Raw genomic sequence first — 13,322 nt, 5'->3', positions numbered from 1 at the left:
GGTTCGATGCTGGTCGTCTACGCGGCCGTCGCACTGGTCGCGATCGGGCTCGGCGTGCTCGTGTTCGTCCTGTTCCCCGGGCGCAAGCCGGTGGCGGACACCGCAGAACGGAACGTCGAGGTCCACCCATCGCTCGGGGTCGTACAGCAGCGACCATCGCTCGCACAGTCGCTCATCACCGCGGCCCCCGCGGGGTACGCCGGATGGCTCGAGAAGCAGGTGGTGTACGCCGGTCGCCCGATCGGCTGGACCGTCCATCGCATCGTCACGTGTAAGCTCGTGCTCCTCGTCATCGGCGTCGTCGGCGGGTTCCTCTTCGTCGTCGCCGGCGGGCCCCAGCCGCTGGAGGTGCTCGTCGCGATCGCCATCTCCGCGCTCCTCTTCTTCCTCCCCGACGTGCTGATCAACAGCCGCGCGCACGACCGCCAGGAGGCGCTCAAGGTCGCGCTGCCCGACACGCTCGACCAGATGACCATCGCCGTGGAGGCCGGCCTCGGCTTCGATGCGGCAATGGCGAAGGCGGCCCGCGGCGGCAAGGGTCCGCTGGCCGAGGAGCTGATCCGGGTCCTCCAGGACATGAGCATCGGCCGCACCCGACGGGACTCGTTCCAGGAGCTCGAACGGCGCACCAGCGTGGAGGACCTCCGGCGCTTCATCCGGGCTGTCATCCAGGCCGACGCCTACGGCGTGGCCATCGGCGAGGTGCTCCGAGTCCAGGCCGGGGAGATGCGGTTGAAGCGGCGCCAGCGGGCCGAGGAGCAGGCTCAGAAGGTGACCGTCAAGATCCTCTTCCCGCTCGTGTTCTGCCTCCTGCCCGTGCTCTTCATCGTGGTGATGACGCCCGCGGTCCTCAGCATCATCGACTCGTTCAGTTCGCTGTAGCCGGTCCACCCCTCGCTAGGCTGACCACAGCACAGCCTGGCGGGGGAGGCGACGTGACCGAGCACGACTGGCGGCCCGACCCGCTCGGCGCCGGGTTCGCGCAGCGCACGCTGCCGCTCGGCACGGACGACGAGGGCGAGGTCGTCGCCACGGTCGTGCGCTTCACCCCGCCCGGAGGCCGGTTCGCGGAGGCGTTCACGCGGGGCGAGGCATCCGGCTGCGACGTGCTGTACGTGCACGGCTGGAGCGACTACTTCTTCAACCCCGAGCTGGCGCGGTACTGGGCGGCGCGCGGCGCGCGCTTCCACGCGCTCGACCTGCGCAAGTACGGGCGGAGCCTCCGGCCGGGCCAGACCCCCGGCTACATCACGGACCTGGCCGACTACGACGCCGACATCGAGGCGGCGCTCGCCGCGATCGGGCACGGCGAGGCGGATGTCCCGCGCCGGCGCCTGATCCTCGTCGGCCACTCGACGGGCGGGCTGCTGCTCAGCCTGTGGGCGGCGAGGCATCCGGGCCGGGCGTCGGCGCTCGTCCTGAACAGTCCGTGGCTCGAGTTCCAGCTGAGCCGCGTCGGGCGCGAGGCGCTCGCGCCGGTGGTGGGCTGGGGTGCGCGGATGAATCCCATGGGCCCGATGCCGAACGTCGACCTCGGCTTCTACACGCGCTCGGTCGCGAAGGAGCTGGACGGGGAGTGGGAGTACGACCACGCGTGGCGGCCCGACCGCGGGTTCACGACGCATCCGGCCTGGCTGACGGCGATCCTCGCGGGGCATGCGACGGTCGCGGCGCGCATCGACGTGGGCGCGCCCGTGCTCACGCTGCTGTCGGTGCGGTCGACGCTGCTCGCGAAGTGGGACCCGGCGATGCTCGCGAGCGACATCGTGCTCGTGGTCGACGAGATCGCCGAGCGCACGCTGCGGCTCGGGCCGGCGGTGACGGTGGCGCGCATCGACGGCGCCCTGCACGACGTGTTCCTCTCGCGGGAGCCCGCTCGCGCGGCCGCCTACGCGGCGATCACGCGGTGGCTTCGCGGCTACCGTCCGGGAGCGTGATCGGCGCTGCCGCGAACGGCCCTCGCAGTGCGGCCCACTGCAGCAGCATGATCGTCTTCGCGTCGACGATGTCGGTGCCGATGCGGTCGAGGGCGTCGTCGAAATCGAGTTCGAGCACCTCGATGTCCTCGCCCTCGTGCGCGAGGCCGGCCCGCGCACCCGAGGCGATCGAGCCGCCCGCGTAGGGCGCCGCGAAGAAGTGCACGCGCTCGGTCACCGAGCCGGGGCTCATGTAGACGTCGAAGACGTGCTCGACCTCGCCGACCGGATGCCCCGTCTCCTCCTCGGCCTCGCGGCGGATGGCGGTCTCGGGGTCGTCGGCGTCGAGCAGGCCCGCAGCGGTCTCGATGAGCAGGCCGTCGGGATGCTCGTTCACGTAGGCCGGGAACCGGAACTGCCGCGTGAGCAGCACGGTGCGCGCGTCGCGGTCGTAGAGCAGGATGGTCGCGCCGTCGCCGCGGTCGTACGTCTCCCGCTCCTCCGTCGACCAGTGGCCGTCGGCGTGCTGGAAGTCGAACGTGGTCGCCCGGGTCACGTACCAGTTCGCGGTGAGCACGCGCACGTCGCGCACGCGCACCCGCGGGTTGCGGTCGAGGTCGCGCCCGACCCGGTCGAGGCCGGTGCGCCCGCGGCGGTCGGGCACGTCGACGCCGGGCACGGCGTCGGCCGGAGGCATCCGCTCGCTCACGACCCCGGGGTCAGCGGAAGTTCGTGAACTGGAGCGCGACGTCGAGGTCCTTGCCCTTGAGCAGCGCCATCGTCGCCTGCAGGTCGTCGCGGCTCTTCGACGAGACGCGCAGCTCGTCGCCCTGGATCTGGCTCTTGACCGACTTCGGCGCCTCGTCGCGGATGATCTTCGAGATCTTCTTCGCGTTCTCGCTGTCGATGCCGTTCTTCAGCGAGATCTCGAGGCGGAACTCCTTGCCCGAGGCGTACGGCTCGCCCTCGTCGAGGGAGCGCAGCGTGATGCCGCGCTTGATGAACTTCGACTCGACGACCTCGAGCACCGCCTTGACGCGCTCCTCGGTCTGGGCCTTGAGCAGGATCTTCTCGCCGCTCCACTCGACCGACGCGCCCACGCCCTTGAAGTCGTACCGCTGGTCGATCTCCTTGCGGGCCTGGTTGACCGCGTTGTCGGCCTCCATCTTGTCGACCTTGCTCACGATGTCGAACGTCGAATCTGCCATGCGGGCCAGTCTAGCGAGGCACGGTCCGGATGCCCCGGGCGAGCGGATGCCCCGTGCGGATGCCGCGGGCGAGCGGATGCCCCGTCGGCCGCGTCAGGCCGCCGACGGGCCGGCGCCGGCGGCCGCCACGAGTGCAGCCACCCGCGCGGTCGCGTGGCCGCGTCGCCAGCAGAGCACCCAGCGCACCGGCGGCGAGCCCTCCTCGAACGGCACCATGGCGAGGCTCGGTCGCGCGAAGTAGTCGCCGGCGTGCGCCGCGAGCGGAACCACGCCATCGCCGGCGGCGATCACGGTGAGCAACTCCAGGAAGGTCGAAGCCGTCCGGTCGGGGTCGGCTCGGTAGGGTGCCGCCCTACGTCCCGCCCGGAAGACGACCTCGTCTGCGAGGTCGGCGACGGCGACGGTCTCACGGTCGGCGAGGCGGTGCTCGCGCCCGACCGCCAGCACCATGGGCTCGGAGTAGATCGCGGGGCCCTCCTGGAAGCCGTCCTCGTCGACCGGCGCGTTCGTGACGGCGACGTCGACCTCGCCGGTGCGCAGCAGGTCGAGCGGGTCGGTGAACCCCGTCTCGCGGAACACGAGCTCGATGCCCGGGTTGCTCGCCCGGAAGCGGGCGAACACGGGCGCGGCGAGCTCCGCCACCGCCGGCGCCTCGAGGCCCACGGTCAGGGTTCCGACGACGCCGCGACCGGCCGCGATCGCCGCGGTGATCCCCCGTTCGATGCGGTCGTGGCCGGCGCGCACGTCGGCGTAGAGCGCCGCCCCGACCGGCGAGAGCTCGACACGCCGGCTCGTGCGGTCGAACAGCGTGACACCGAACCGGCGCTCGAGCGCGGTGATCGTCTGGCTGACCCGGGAGGACGAGATGAGGAGGCGGTCGGCGGTCCGCCCGAAGTGGAGTTCCTCCGCGAGGGTCAGGAAGATCTCGATCTCACGTCGTTCCATGATGCCCATGTTAACGATCGCTGCATCATCCGTCCTTGTTCGGCCTGATATCCGGGCCGACCATGGATGCATGACTCATTACCTCACCGAGATGGATCCCGAGTACGACACCGAGCGCCTCGGCTACAACCTGGCGGTCGAGCACCGACCCGCGGTCATCGCCGTCGCGGAGCGCGCGGACGACGTCGTCGCCGCCGTCCGCGAAGCCCGGCGCCTCGGACTCGGCGTGGCCGTCCTCGCGACCGGCCATGGCCCATCCCGATCCGCCGACGGCCAGCTGCTCATCACCACCTCGCGGATGCGGGGCATCACGATCGATCCGGCCCGCCGCCGGGCCCGCGTCGAGGCCGGGGTCCGAGGCGGCGACCTCGTCCGGGCCGCGGCGGCCTACGGGCTCGCGCCGCTGTCCGGCTCCTCGCCGGAGGTCGGGGTCGTCTCGTACCACCTCGGCGGCGGCCTCGGACTGCTCGGTCGCAGCCTGGGCTGGGCGGTCGACCACGTGCGCGCGATCGACGTGGTCACCGCGGACGGCGTCCTCCGGCACGTCACCCCCGCCACCGAGCCCGACCTCTTCTGGGCCCTTCGCGGCGGAGGCAAGGGAACCCTGGGCGTGGTCACCGCGATCGAGCTCGACCTGCACCCGATCAGCCGCCTCTACGGCGGCGGCCTGCACTTCTCCGCCGATCGCGCCGAGGAGGCGCTCGCCCGGTGGGCGGAGTGGACGCGTTCCGTCCCCGAGGAGATGGGCTCGTCGGTCCTCCTCATCCGCATGCCCGACCTGCCGGTGCTGCCCGAGCCGCTCCGCGGTCGATACGTCGTGCACGTGCGGTTCGCCTACACCGGCGCCACCGCCGACGGCGAACGCCTCGTCGCGCCGTTCCGCGAGCTCGGCCCCGTCACCGACACGGTGGCGGAGATGCCGTACTCCGCGATCGGAACGATCCACGCCGAGCCGACGCATCCGGTCGCCTTCCATGCGCGCAACCGCATGCTGCGCGACCTCGATGCCGGTGCGATCGCCGCGCTCCTCCGCCACGCCGGACCCGACGCGGACGCGCCGTACCTCCTCGAACTGCGTCACCTCGGGGGTGCGCTCGCGCGGCCGGCAGTCGAGCCGAGCGCGCTCGGCCGTCGTGACGGCGAGTTCGTGCTGTACGTCGGCGCCGCCGCCGACCCCGCCGACGTGCCGGCGCTGCGCGCCCGGTACGACGAGCTGTTCACCGACATCGCCCCGTGGGCGACCGGTGGCGTCTGCGTCAACTTCCTCTCCGGCCCCGACGTCGGCGCGGCCGAGCTCGCGAGCGGATACCTGCCCGACGACGTCGCGCGGCTCGCGGCGATCAAGCTCGCGTACGACCCCGAGCACGTGTTCCGCACCCACCACGGGCTCGCCTAGGTGGAGGGCCGCCGCCCGGTGCCGTGCGTCGCGACCGCGAATAGCGGGCGAGTCAGCCCCGCGGGCCGTGCGCCGAGACCGGGTCGCCGACCGCGACGGCGTCGGTGTCGGAGCCGGCGAGGTCGGGGACCAACCAGATGCCGAACCACGTCTTCCCGTCGCGGCGCCGATGGCGGGCGAGGGTGCGGATCGGCTCCTTGCCGCCCTCCAGCGTCGTCGGGTCGATCGTCGTCATGACGCAGCGGTCGCACGGGACCATCACCCGGAACCGGACGCCGCCGATCCGCACGCTCGACCAGGCTTCCTCGGCGAACGGCTCCGACGGGTCGCCGTCGATGACGAGGTTCGGACGGAACCGTTCGATCACGAGGGCGGGGGCGTCCGTCTCGCCGCGCTCGAGCGCGTCCGTCAGGGCCAGCTCGCCCAGCCGGGCGAGCGAGGCCTCGCTCGCGAGGAGCAGCGGCGCGGCGTCGGCGAGGCTCAGCCGGTCGCCCGGGAGGCCGCCGAGGTCGGTCCGGACCGTGCGGGTGCCCGGGTCGGGTTGCCACACGAGGCGGAGCGGTCGCCCGATGCGGTCGGTCAGCCAGGCGTCGGCGAGCGGCCCGGCCGGCAGCGCCGAGCCCTGCCGGGAATGGCCGACGGGCACCGCGACCGCGCCCGCCGGCTCCGGCACGAACAGGTCGTCGGCGCCGTCGCGCGCGGAGAGCCGCACCCCGTCGGCGGTCGGCTCGGCGGTCAGGCCGAGCAGCCCGTGCGCCTCGCGGGCGGTGACCGGCTTCCCGTCGGGGTCCACGACGCCCCACCGCCGATCGCCCTCGAGGCCCCACGGCCGAACGCGCGCCGCGGCGTGGTCGGCTCCCGCGAACGACTTCACCGGGTGGATGCGGATGCGCGTCAGTCGCATGCCCGACCGCCCGCTCAGCCGTCGGCCGGTCGCGACGTCGACGATCGCACGCGGAGCTCGTACGGCAGCGGCACGGCCGCCGGCGGCGTGGCATCCGACGAGGGCTCGAGCTCCTCCATCAGGATCTCGACCGCCTGCTCGCCCTGCCCGCGCGGGAACTGCGACACCGTGGTGAGGCCGAAGAACTCCGACAGGTCGTGGTCGTCGACGCCGGCGACGGACACGTCGCGGGGCACGACGAGGCCGAGGTCGCGCGCGGCGAGGATGGTGCCGATCGCCATCTCGTCGGAGGCGGCGAAGATCGCCGTCGGCCGCAGGTGCGGGACGCCGAGGAGCTGCTTCGCCGCGTGGTACCCGCCGCGGATCGTGAAGTCGGCCGGGGCGAACAGCGCCGGGTCGGGCTCGATGCCCGCGTCGCGGAGCGCCTGCTCGTACCCGAGCCGGCGGTTCGTGGGCAGGTGGAAGTCGAGGTCGAACTCATGCGTGCCGCCGATGTGCGCGATGCGCCGGTGGCCGAGGCCGATGAGGTGCTCGGTGGCGAGGCGGGCCACGCCCACGTCGTCGATGGAGAGGGTGCGCACGCCCGGGATCGGGCCCCCGACGCCGACGAGGGGCTTGCCGAGCGCGTGCAGGCGCTCCACCTCGTGAGCGGTGAGCTCCAGCGAGACGGCGATCACCGCGTCCACGCGCTGGCGCAGCAGGAAGTGCTCGAACACCTTCGCGCGCTCGTCGCCCTCGCCCGAGAGGTTGTAGAGGGTGAGGTCGTACCCCTTGCGCAGGAGCGCGCGCTGCGCGCCCTCGAGCACCGAGGAGAAGAACCAGCGGTTGAGGAAGGGGATGACGACCCCGACGTTGCGGGTGCGACCCGACGCGAGGCTCGACGCGCTCGACGACACGACGTAGCCGAGCCGGGCCGCGGCATCCTCGACCTTCGCCTTCGACGCGGGCGACACGTGCCCGCGCCCGCTCAGCGCGCGCGACACGGTCGCGGTGGAGACCCCCGCGAGCCGCGCGACCTCTTCGATGCCGGCCATAAAGCTCCTGTCGCCAGCCGATCTGCCATGCGAATCCTATCGGCGACCGGGTCCGCGACGCGCCCGCGTGGCGTTGTGCCTCGCGCGGAGCGTGCGGTAGAAACGGGGGAGTTGCATTCGGGGGGATCGCGGCTGACCGTTTCGTCTCGAAGGGACCCCCACGCCGTGAAGCTCGTCAAGCGCATCGTCATCGTCGCGGTCATCGCCTTCGCCGCCTTCTACCTCATCACCCGCCCGCAGGACGCGGCCGCCGCCGTGCAGGGCGCCGTCGGCGCCGTCTGGGGAGCGGGTGTCGCGATCGCCGAGTTCTTCACCACGCTCGCGGCCGGATGACCCTCCGCTGATGGGCCTGTTCGACCCGGGTATCGACCGGCACCTCATCGCCGACCAGGGCGAGGTGGTCATCGACGAGGTGCGGAAGCACTGGGCCGCCACGGTGTCGGCGGCGCTCGAGCTGTTCGGCGGGGTCATCGTGCTGCTGCTGGCCTTCTTCGTGCCGCCGCAGGCGTGGTGGGTTCCCGGCGCCATCGGCCTCGCGATCACGGCGCACGCGTCGTGGCGGATGCTCGAGCAGCACATGGACCGGTTCGTCATCACGAACATGCGCGTGTTCCGCGTGCACGGCATCCTCTCGCAGCGCATCGCGACGATGCCGCTCGCGCGAATCCTCGACATCTCGGTGCACAAGCCGCTCATCGGGCGCGTCTTCGGGTACGGCCACTTCGTGTTCGAGTCGGCGGCGCAGGAGCAGGGGCTCCGCGAGATCCGGTTCGTCGGGGATCCTGACGGCCGCGGACTCACGATCCAGCGGGTCATCCAGCAGTCCGGCCTCCGCGGCGCGGTGTCGCAGCCGGTGAGTGCCCGCCGCATCGACGCCGCGCGCGCCGAGACGGCGCGGCAGGAGGCCGACCGGCTGGAGGCGGAACGACTCGAGGTCGAGCGGCTCGAGGCGGAGCGGCTGGAGGCCGAGCGCTGGGCGACGGAGCGGGCGGATGCCTCGCGCCGGGAGGCCGCCGCGAGCCAGGGCGATGAACGCAGCGTGTACGGCGCCTGGGAGCGGCTCGCCGACGCCCGCCGCCGCGAGGACGAACGGCGCGACGACCTGCGCCGCGGCGACCAGCACCCGACGCGGCCGATCGAGCCGTTCGATCCCGACCGCACGTCGACGGCCCCGATCGACCTGCCGCGCTGACTCCCGGCCGACCGTCGCGAAGCGCCCCGCGCCGGCGGGATCTCCGCCGATTTCGCGGAGCGACGGGCGCCGGGTATCCTTGACAGGCCCCCGGTTGTGTGAGGAACGCGGTCGGGTGCGATTGGCGAGTTACCCAAGCGGCCAAAGGGATCTGACTGTAAATCAGACTGCTCAGCATTCGGGGGTTCGAATCCCTCACTCGCCACCATCGAAGCCCGGTCGTCCGCGACCGGGCTTCCGTCGTTCCGGGGCATCCCGCGATGCGGACCGTCCGCCGGGCGGAACGCGGCACGCCGGCGGAATCGGACCACTTCCCGACGGATTCGGAACAGTCCGAGTCCTAGGCTGCCGGCGCCGGGGCGCACCGAACGGGTTCGATTAGCGTTGGGGCGCCGGTTCCCCCACCGACCGACCGGCAGACGGAGTTGACCGTGGACCCGGCAGAACTCGCGATCGATCCGGACGAACTCCAGCGCCTCGCGGAATGTGCGAAGGAGCCCATCCGGACGCCAGGCATGATCCAAGCGCACGGCACCCTGCTCGGCGTCGACCCGGCCACGCACGTCGTGGTCGTCGCCAGCGAGAATGCGGGGCACTGGCTGGGGCGACCGATCAGCGAGGTGGGCGACCCGCAACTGGAGTACGCGGCGCGGGCCGGTCGGGCGGTCGACCCCGTGCGCGTGGCCTGGGAGGGCGAGCCGGCCGACGCGATCGTGCACCGCACCGACGGCCTGGTGCTCGTCGAGCTCGAGCCCGTGCTGCCGGGCAACGAGTACGCCCGGACCGCCGTGGTCGAAGCGATCGCCCGCCTCGCGTCCGTGGCCGACGTCGCCGAGCTCCGCCGGGGCGTCGCCGCCGAGATCCGGCGCATCACCGGCTTCGACCGCGTCATGATGTACCACTTCCACGACGACGGACACGGCGAGGTGGTCGCCGACGACCGCGCGGCCGACCTGGAGCCCTACCTCGGGCTGCACTTCCCGGCGTCGGACATCCCGGTGCAGGCCAGGGCGCTCTACGTCTCGAAGCTCGGCCGTGCGATCGCCAGCACCACCCGACCGGGCATCCCGCTGCTCGCCGTCTCCGGCGACCCGCGCACCATCGACCTCTCGGATGCGGAGCTGCGCAGCGTCTCGCCCTACCACCTGCAGTACATGCGCAACATGGGCCAGGCGTCGACGTTCTCGCTCTCGCTCGTCGACGACGGGCGGCTCGTCGGCATGATCACCTGCGCCCACCGCTCCGAGCGGCGGCTCCCGGTGCTCCTGCGACGCGCGCTCGAGGTGCTCGCCGGCCAGGTCGGCATGCAGCTCGCCGCGATGCGGGAGATCGCGCGGCTCCGGCACATGGTCGAGGTCCGTCAGCGACGCGCCGAGCTGCTCGCGCCGCTCTATGCGTCCGACGACATCCAGTCCGCACTCCTCAGCGGCTCGGAGACCGTCCTCGACCTCGTGCCGGCCGACGGCGTCGTCGTCCGCATCAACGGGGTGACGCGGGTCGCCGGCGAGCTCCCGCCCCTCGGCGACCTCCTCCGCGTGCTCGACCGCCTCGGCGGGGCATCCTTCGCGTCCGAGAGCCTGTCCACCGACCGGCCCGACCTCGCGGAGCTCGTCCGCGACGTCGCCGGCCTCCTGGTCGTCCCGCTCCACCACGACGAGGACGCGCCCCGGGAGCCCGGGGCCCCGCCCGGCGACGCGCTCATGTTCGTCCGCGCCGAGGTGTGGCGCGAGGTGTCGTGGCTCGGTGACCCGGGGGCGGCCAACCGGCCCGACGAACGCTCTCCGCGCACGTCGTTCTCCGCCTGGCAGCGCACCGTGCGCGGCCGGTCGGAGCCGTGGGGCACGGTGGTCGAGGAGACCGCCGACCTGGGGCATGAGCTCGAGGTGGCGCTCCAGCGCCGCGCCGAGGCCCGGCTCGCCGAACTCGCGATGCGGGACGCGCTCACCGGCCTGCACAACCGCCGCTACCTGGTCGAACGGCTCGCCACCCGTGGGCCCGTCGGCCCCGAGGGCAAGGCGGTGCTCTTCGTCGACCTCGACGAGTTCAAGTCGATCAACGACGAGTACGGCCACGACGTCGGCGACGCGGTCATCCTCGAGGTCGCGCGCCGGCTCGTCGCGCACTCGCGCGAGCAGGACGTCGTCGTGCGGCTCGGTGGGGACGAGTTCGTGGTGCTGCTCGACGGGGTCGCCGGCGAGGATGTCGAGGCCATCGCCGACCGCATGGTCGCGGCGATCTCCGTGCCGATCTCGGCGAAGCGGCTGTCGCTGTCGGTCACGGCGTCGTGCGGCGTCGTCGTCGCAGGCCCGGGGACGCCGCGGACCGGGCTGCTCGAGGCTGCGGACGCCGCCATGTACCGCGCGAAGCGGTCGGGGCGGAATCGCATCTCTCGCTGACCCGCCGTGCGGCCCGGGCCGAGTGGCTCGGGCGGAGTGGCTCGGGCGGAGTGGCTCGGATCAGTCGCGCGACGGTTCCGGCGTGATCCGCATGCCCGCGGCCGAGTTCGCCGAGTCGATCAACTCCTCGAGCCATTCCCGGTTGATGTCCGAGACGTGCTGCTCGAACTCGAAGCGGAGCGTGGCGGCGCCGTTGATCCAGATCTGCTGCCGGCCGCCGGACGGCTCCTCGATCGACAGCGCGAAGTTCTCTTTGCGGCGCAGCTTCGCCAGTACCACGAACTCGACGTGCGCGAGGGTGCGGTCGGGCAGGGCGAACGAGGCCGGCGGCGATCCGTAGTGCAGGTGTCCCACCAGGCCGATCCTACGCGGGGTAGCCTGAACAGGTGACCCTCGTGCATCGCCTCACCGTCGACGGACGCGACTACTTCCTGCCCGACCCGGTGACCGACCTCAAGCGCCAGATCCTCGAGGCCATCAAGGACGGCGGCGGCTACGTGAACATCCCGCCGCTGCGCGGCGGTCCCGGCATCGACATCCTGTTCTCCCCGGGCATGCCCGTGACGTGGTCGCAGATCGACGTCGGCGGCGAGCCCGCCGAGCGCGACGACAAGGGCGGCTCGGCGGTCGAGGACGAGTTCGGGCTCTAGGTCCGCGCACTGCCGGACCCGCGCATCGCCAGGCCCGCGCGTCGCAGGCCCCCGCGTCGGTAGGCCCCGCGTCGGTGGGCCCGAGCGAAGCTAGGCCCGTGCGAGGAGGGCGTCGACCTCGTCCGGCGGCACCGCGCCGGAGAAGAGGAACCCCTGCGCCCGGTCGCACCCCCACTCGCGGGCACGGGCGAGGTGCACGTCGGTCTCGACGCCCTCGGCGACGACGAGCGCCGAGCGCCGGTGGGCGACCTGCACGCAGGCCGCCACGAGACGGGCCGCTTCCGGGCGGTCGTCGTGCACGAGCGACCGGTCGATCTTCACCTCGGTGAACGGCAGCCGTTCGAGCGCCTCAAGGGTGGTGTGCCCGGCACCGAAGTCGTCGATCGAGACGCCGACGCCGCCGTCGACGAGGGCCTGCAGCGTGACGATCTCGTCGCACGACTCCTGCAGCGCCGGAGACTCGGTGATCTCGACGGTCACCGCACCCGCTGGCAGCCCGAGCGACTCGACGCGGGCGAGCACCGTCGCGGCGAAGTCGGGATGCAGTTCCGACGGCGAGGCGTTCAAGGCCAGGCCGATGGCCACTCCCCGGCGGTACCAGCCCGCCGCCCGCCGCGCCGATTCCTCGAGCATCACACGCCCCAGCTCGGCCATCAGGCCGAACCGCTCGGCCACGGCGATGAACCGGTCCGGCAGGAGCAGCCCGCGCTGCGGATGCATCCACCGGCACAGTGCCTCGAGTGCGACGATCCGCCCTGACGCGAGGTCGACCTGCGGCTGGAAGAACGCGACCAGCTCGCCCGCCGCGAAGGCGTGGCGCAGCTCTTCCGCCACACGTGCGGGAGTGATCGTCCCCTCGTCTTCCACGCCTCAAGATTCGCCGCTCCCCGGCCGGCTCGCAAACCTCGCCCAATCATAGGAGGTGGGTGTATGCTGCCCGGCCATCCGGGCGACGCGTGCGTCGAGTCATCCCGACCGCTCCGCGCGCTCGTCGGACCGCCGCGATATCCTGCCCGGTGATGGGCACACTCACGTACGACTCCAAGCTCGTCGTCTCGTTCGACGACCGGGTGCTCGCGCACCTCCAGGCCGTCATCTGGGCGAAGCTCCGTCGCGGCGAGACGTTCGCGTTCACCTGGACCGAGTCCTCGAACGGCAGTGGCTTCGGCCGCACCTCGGTGTGGATGTCGCCGTCGGTGCCGGTCGCGTTCGAGTACTTCGGCAGCCGGGCGCCGATCCTGAACCCGGCCTGGGTGGCCGCGCTGACGAAGTCCGCGAACTCCGCCGGAGGCCTCACGATCGTGTCCGAGCCGCCCGCGCCCGAGGGCCGGGGCGGCTAGGCCGGGCGACCCGGCTTCAGCCCCGGTCGGCCGGCTCGTCGTCCGCCCCGGGCTCCGGCACGAGCACGAGGCCGCCCGGCGAGTTCGCCGCCTTCGTGAGCTCGCGGATCCACAGCGGGTTCAGGCGCACCTCGCGGCCGCTGAAGAACTCGAAGACGATCGGGATGTCGGGGCTGAACCACAGCGAGTTCCGGCCGCTGCCCCGCTCGACCGGGTTCTCCCACGAGAACGAGAACGACTCGCCCCGGCGCAGCTTCGAGAACGCCACGCTGCGCAGGTGGGCGAGCGCACGGTCCTCGATCTCGACCGTCCTGATGGAGTTCCACGTCAGAATTCCCACG

Annotated in this window: 15 protein-coding genes, 1 tRNA gene and 1 pseudogene; 9 read left to right on the top strand and 8 right to left on the bottom strand. The window is 72.5% G+C overall.

All coding sequences use genetic code 11. The annotated features are described in order from the left end of the window. Nucleotides 1–6 precede the first annotated feature (6 nt). Together ACGGZK_RS01440 and ACGGZK_RS01435 are read left to right on the top strand one after the other, a co-directional pair. Nucleotides 7–882 (top strand): type II secretion system F family protein, encoded by an 876-nt coding sequence (locus ACGGZK_RS01440; protein WP_395244492.1) that lies wholly within the window; start codon nt 7–9, stop codon nt 880–882. 53 nt (nt 883–935) lie between these two features. Then, nucleotides 936–1,487 (top strand): annotated as a pseudogene (locus ACGGZK_RS01435) (alpha/beta hydrolase); the annotation flags it as partial. Between the two features lie 412 nt (nt 1,488–1,899). Here ACGGZK_RS01435 and ACGGZK_RS01430 read toward each other — a convergent pair. From ACGGZK_RS01430 to ACGGZK_RS01420, 3 genes are all read right to left on the bottom strand, one after another. Beyond that, a complete protein-coding gene (locus ACGGZK_RS01430; RefSeq protein ID WP_395244491.1) occupies nt 1,900–2,625 on the bottom strand; it encodes an NUDIX domain-containing protein in 726 nt (241 codons plus the stop codon). 10 nt (nt 2,626–2,635) lie between these two features. Further along, a complete protein-coding gene (locus tag ACGGZK_RS01425) occupies nt 2,636–3,124 on the bottom strand; it encodes a YajQ family cyclic di-GMP-binding protein (protein ID WP_395244490.1) in 489 nt (162 codons plus the stop codon). Between the two features lie 93 nt (nt 3,125–3,217). After that, a complete protein-coding gene (locus tag ACGGZK_RS01420; RefSeq protein ID WP_395244489.1) occupies nt 3,218–4,069 on the bottom strand; it encodes a LysR family transcriptional regulator in 852 nt (283 codons plus the stop codon). Nucleotides 4,070–4,139: 70 nt separating this feature from the next. Between ACGGZK_RS01420 and ACGGZK_RS01415 the strand changes: the two genes are divergently transcribed. Further along, nucleotides 4,140–5,465 carry an FAD-binding protein gene (locus ACGGZK_RS01415; RefSeq protein WP_395244488.1) on the top strand — a complete coding sequence of 442 codons (1,326 nt, stop codon included), beginning with the start codon at nt 4,140–4,142 and terminating at the stop codon, nt 5,463–5,465. A 52-nt stretch (nt 5,466–5,517) separates the two neighbouring features. Here the strand turns inward: ACGGZK_RS01415 and ACGGZK_RS01410 are convergent, their stop codons facing one another. Both ACGGZK_RS01410 and ACGGZK_RS01405 read right to left on the bottom strand, forming a co-directional pair. Beyond that, nucleotides 5,518–6,369: an MOSC domain-containing protein gene (locus tag ACGGZK_RS01410; protein WP_395244487.1), complete on the bottom strand. Its 852-nt coding sequence runs from the start codon at nt 6,367–6,369 to the stop codon at nt 5,518–5,520. A gap of 14 nt (nt 6,370–6,383) precedes the next feature. Beyond that, the gene (locus ACGGZK_RS01405) at nt 6,384–7,403 is read right to left on the bottom strand and encodes a LacI family DNA-binding transcriptional regulator (protein WP_395244486.1); all 1,020 of its coding nucleotides are present in this window, start codon (nt 7,401–7,403) and stop codon (nt 6,384–6,386) included. 165 nt (nt 7,404–7,568) lie between these two features. Between ACGGZK_RS01405 and ACGGZK_RS01400 the strand changes: the two genes are divergently transcribed. The 4 genes from ACGGZK_RS01400 to ACGGZK_RS01385 all read left to right on the top strand — a co-directional run bounded on the left by ACGGZK_RS01400 (nt 7,569) and on the right by ACGGZK_RS01385 (nt 10,991). Further along, entirely contained in the window at nt 7,569–7,736 is a 168-nt protein-coding gene (locus tag ACGGZK_RS01400; RefSeq protein ID WP_395244485.1) for a hypothetical protein, read from the top strand. A gap of 10 nt (nt 7,737–7,746) precedes the next feature. After that, a complete protein-coding gene (locus ACGGZK_RS01395) occupies nt 7,747–8,595 on the top strand; it encodes a PH domain-containing protein (protein ID WP_395244484.1) in 849 nt (282 codons plus the stop codon). Between the two features lie 123 nt (nt 8,596–8,718). Continuing rightward, nucleotides 8,719–8,803, top strand: a tRNA-Tyr gene (locus tag ACGGZK_RS01390). 223 nt (nt 8,804–9,026) lie between these two features. Further along, nucleotides 9,027–10,991, top strand: coding sequence for a diguanylate cyclase (locus tag ACGGZK_RS01385; protein ID WP_395244483.1), 1,965 nt, complete (start codon nt 9,027–9,029; stop codon nt 10,989–10,991). Nucleotides 10,992–11,051: 60 nt separating this feature from the next. Here the strand turns inward: ACGGZK_RS01385 and ACGGZK_RS01380 are convergent, their stop codons facing one another. Further along, nucleotides 11,052–11,345, bottom strand: a complete 294-nt coding sequence (locus ACGGZK_RS01380) for a hypothetical protein (protein ID WP_395244482.1) — start codon at nt 11,343–11,345, stop codon at nt 11,052–11,054. A 32-nt stretch (nt 11,346–11,377) separates the two neighbouring features. On the opposite strand from ACGGZK_RS01380, the gene ACGGZK_RS01375 reads away from it, so the two are divergent. Then, nucleotides 11,378–11,641 (top strand): hypothetical protein, encoded by a 264-nt coding sequence (locus ACGGZK_RS01375; protein WP_395244481.1) that lies wholly within the window; start codon nt 11,378–11,380, stop codon nt 11,639–11,641. Nucleotides 11,642–11,731: 90 nt separating this feature from the next. Here ACGGZK_RS01375 and ACGGZK_RS01370 read toward each other — a convergent pair whose 3' ends face one another. Next, nucleotides 11,732–12,475, bottom strand: a complete 744-nt coding sequence (locus ACGGZK_RS01370; RefSeq protein WP_395244480.1) for an EAL domain-containing protein — start codon at nt 12,473–12,475, stop codon at nt 11,732–11,734. A 185-nt stretch (nt 12,476–12,660) separates the two neighbouring features. Here ACGGZK_RS01370 and ACGGZK_RS01365 point away from each other — a divergent pair, with 185 nt between their 5' ends. Then, on the top strand, nt 12,661–12,981 hold the full coding sequence (locus ACGGZK_RS01365; protein WP_395244479.1) for an ATP-dependent DNA ligase: 321 nt from the start codon (nt 12,661–12,663) through the stop codon (nt 12,979–12,981). A gap of 16 nt (nt 12,982–12,997) precedes the next feature. On the opposite strand, the gene ACGGZK_RS01360 is transcribed toward ACGGZK_RS01365, so the two are convergent. Beyond that, entirely contained in the window at nt 12,998–13,321 is a 324-nt protein-coding gene (locus tag ACGGZK_RS01360) for an ATP-dependent DNA ligase (RefSeq protein ID WP_395244478.1), read from the bottom strand. Between the last annotated feature and the right edge of the window lies 1 nt (nt 13,322).

Origin of the sequence: Agromyces sp. MMS24-K17, from assembly GCF_043950245.1 — a bacterium.
In the GTDB taxonomy this organism is placed as follows: Bacteria; Actinomycetota; Actinomycetes; order Actinomycetales; family Microbacteriaceae; genus Agromyces.
Note: the sequence above shows the minus strand (reverse complement) of the source record. Positions and strands in the feature narration are given on the sequence as shown.

What these genes read in the sequence shown, in the direction of transcription:
- ACGGZK_RS01365 (WP_395244479.1), top strand. Translation starts at nt 12,661, where the DNA reads ATGGGCACACTCACGTACGACTCCAAGCTCGTCGTCTCGTTCGACGAC.
- ACGGZK_RS01395 (WP_395244484.1), top strand. Translation starts at nt 7,747, where the DNA reads ATGGGCCTGTTCGACCCGGGTATCGACCGGCACCTCATCGCCGACCAG.
- ACGGZK_RS01425 (WP_395244490.1), bottom strand. Translation starts at nt 3,124, where the DNA reads ATGGCAGATTCGACGTTCGACATCGTGAGCAAGGTCGACAAGATGGAG.
- ACGGZK_RS01440 (WP_395244492.1), top strand. Translation starts at nt 7, where the DNA reads ATGCTGGTCGTCTACGCGGCCGTCGCACTGGTCGCGATCGGGCTCGGC.
- ACGGZK_RS01405 (WP_395244486.1), bottom strand. Translation starts at nt 7,403, where the DNA reads ATGGCCGGCATCGAAGAGGTCGCGCGGCTCGCGGGGGTCTCCACCGCG.
- ACGGZK_RS01420 (WP_395244489.1), bottom strand. Translation starts at nt 4,069, where the DNA reads ATGGAACGACGTGAGATCGAGATCTTCCTGACCCTCGCGGAGGAACTC.
- ACGGZK_RS01415 (WP_395244488.1), top strand. Translation starts at nt 4,140, where the DNA reads ATGACTCATTACCTCACCGAGATGGATCCCGAGTACGACACCGAGCGC.
- ACGGZK_RS01410 (WP_395244487.1), bottom strand. Translation starts at nt 6,369, where the DNA reads ATGCGACTGACGCGCATCCGCATCCACCCGGTGAAGTCGTTCGCGGGA.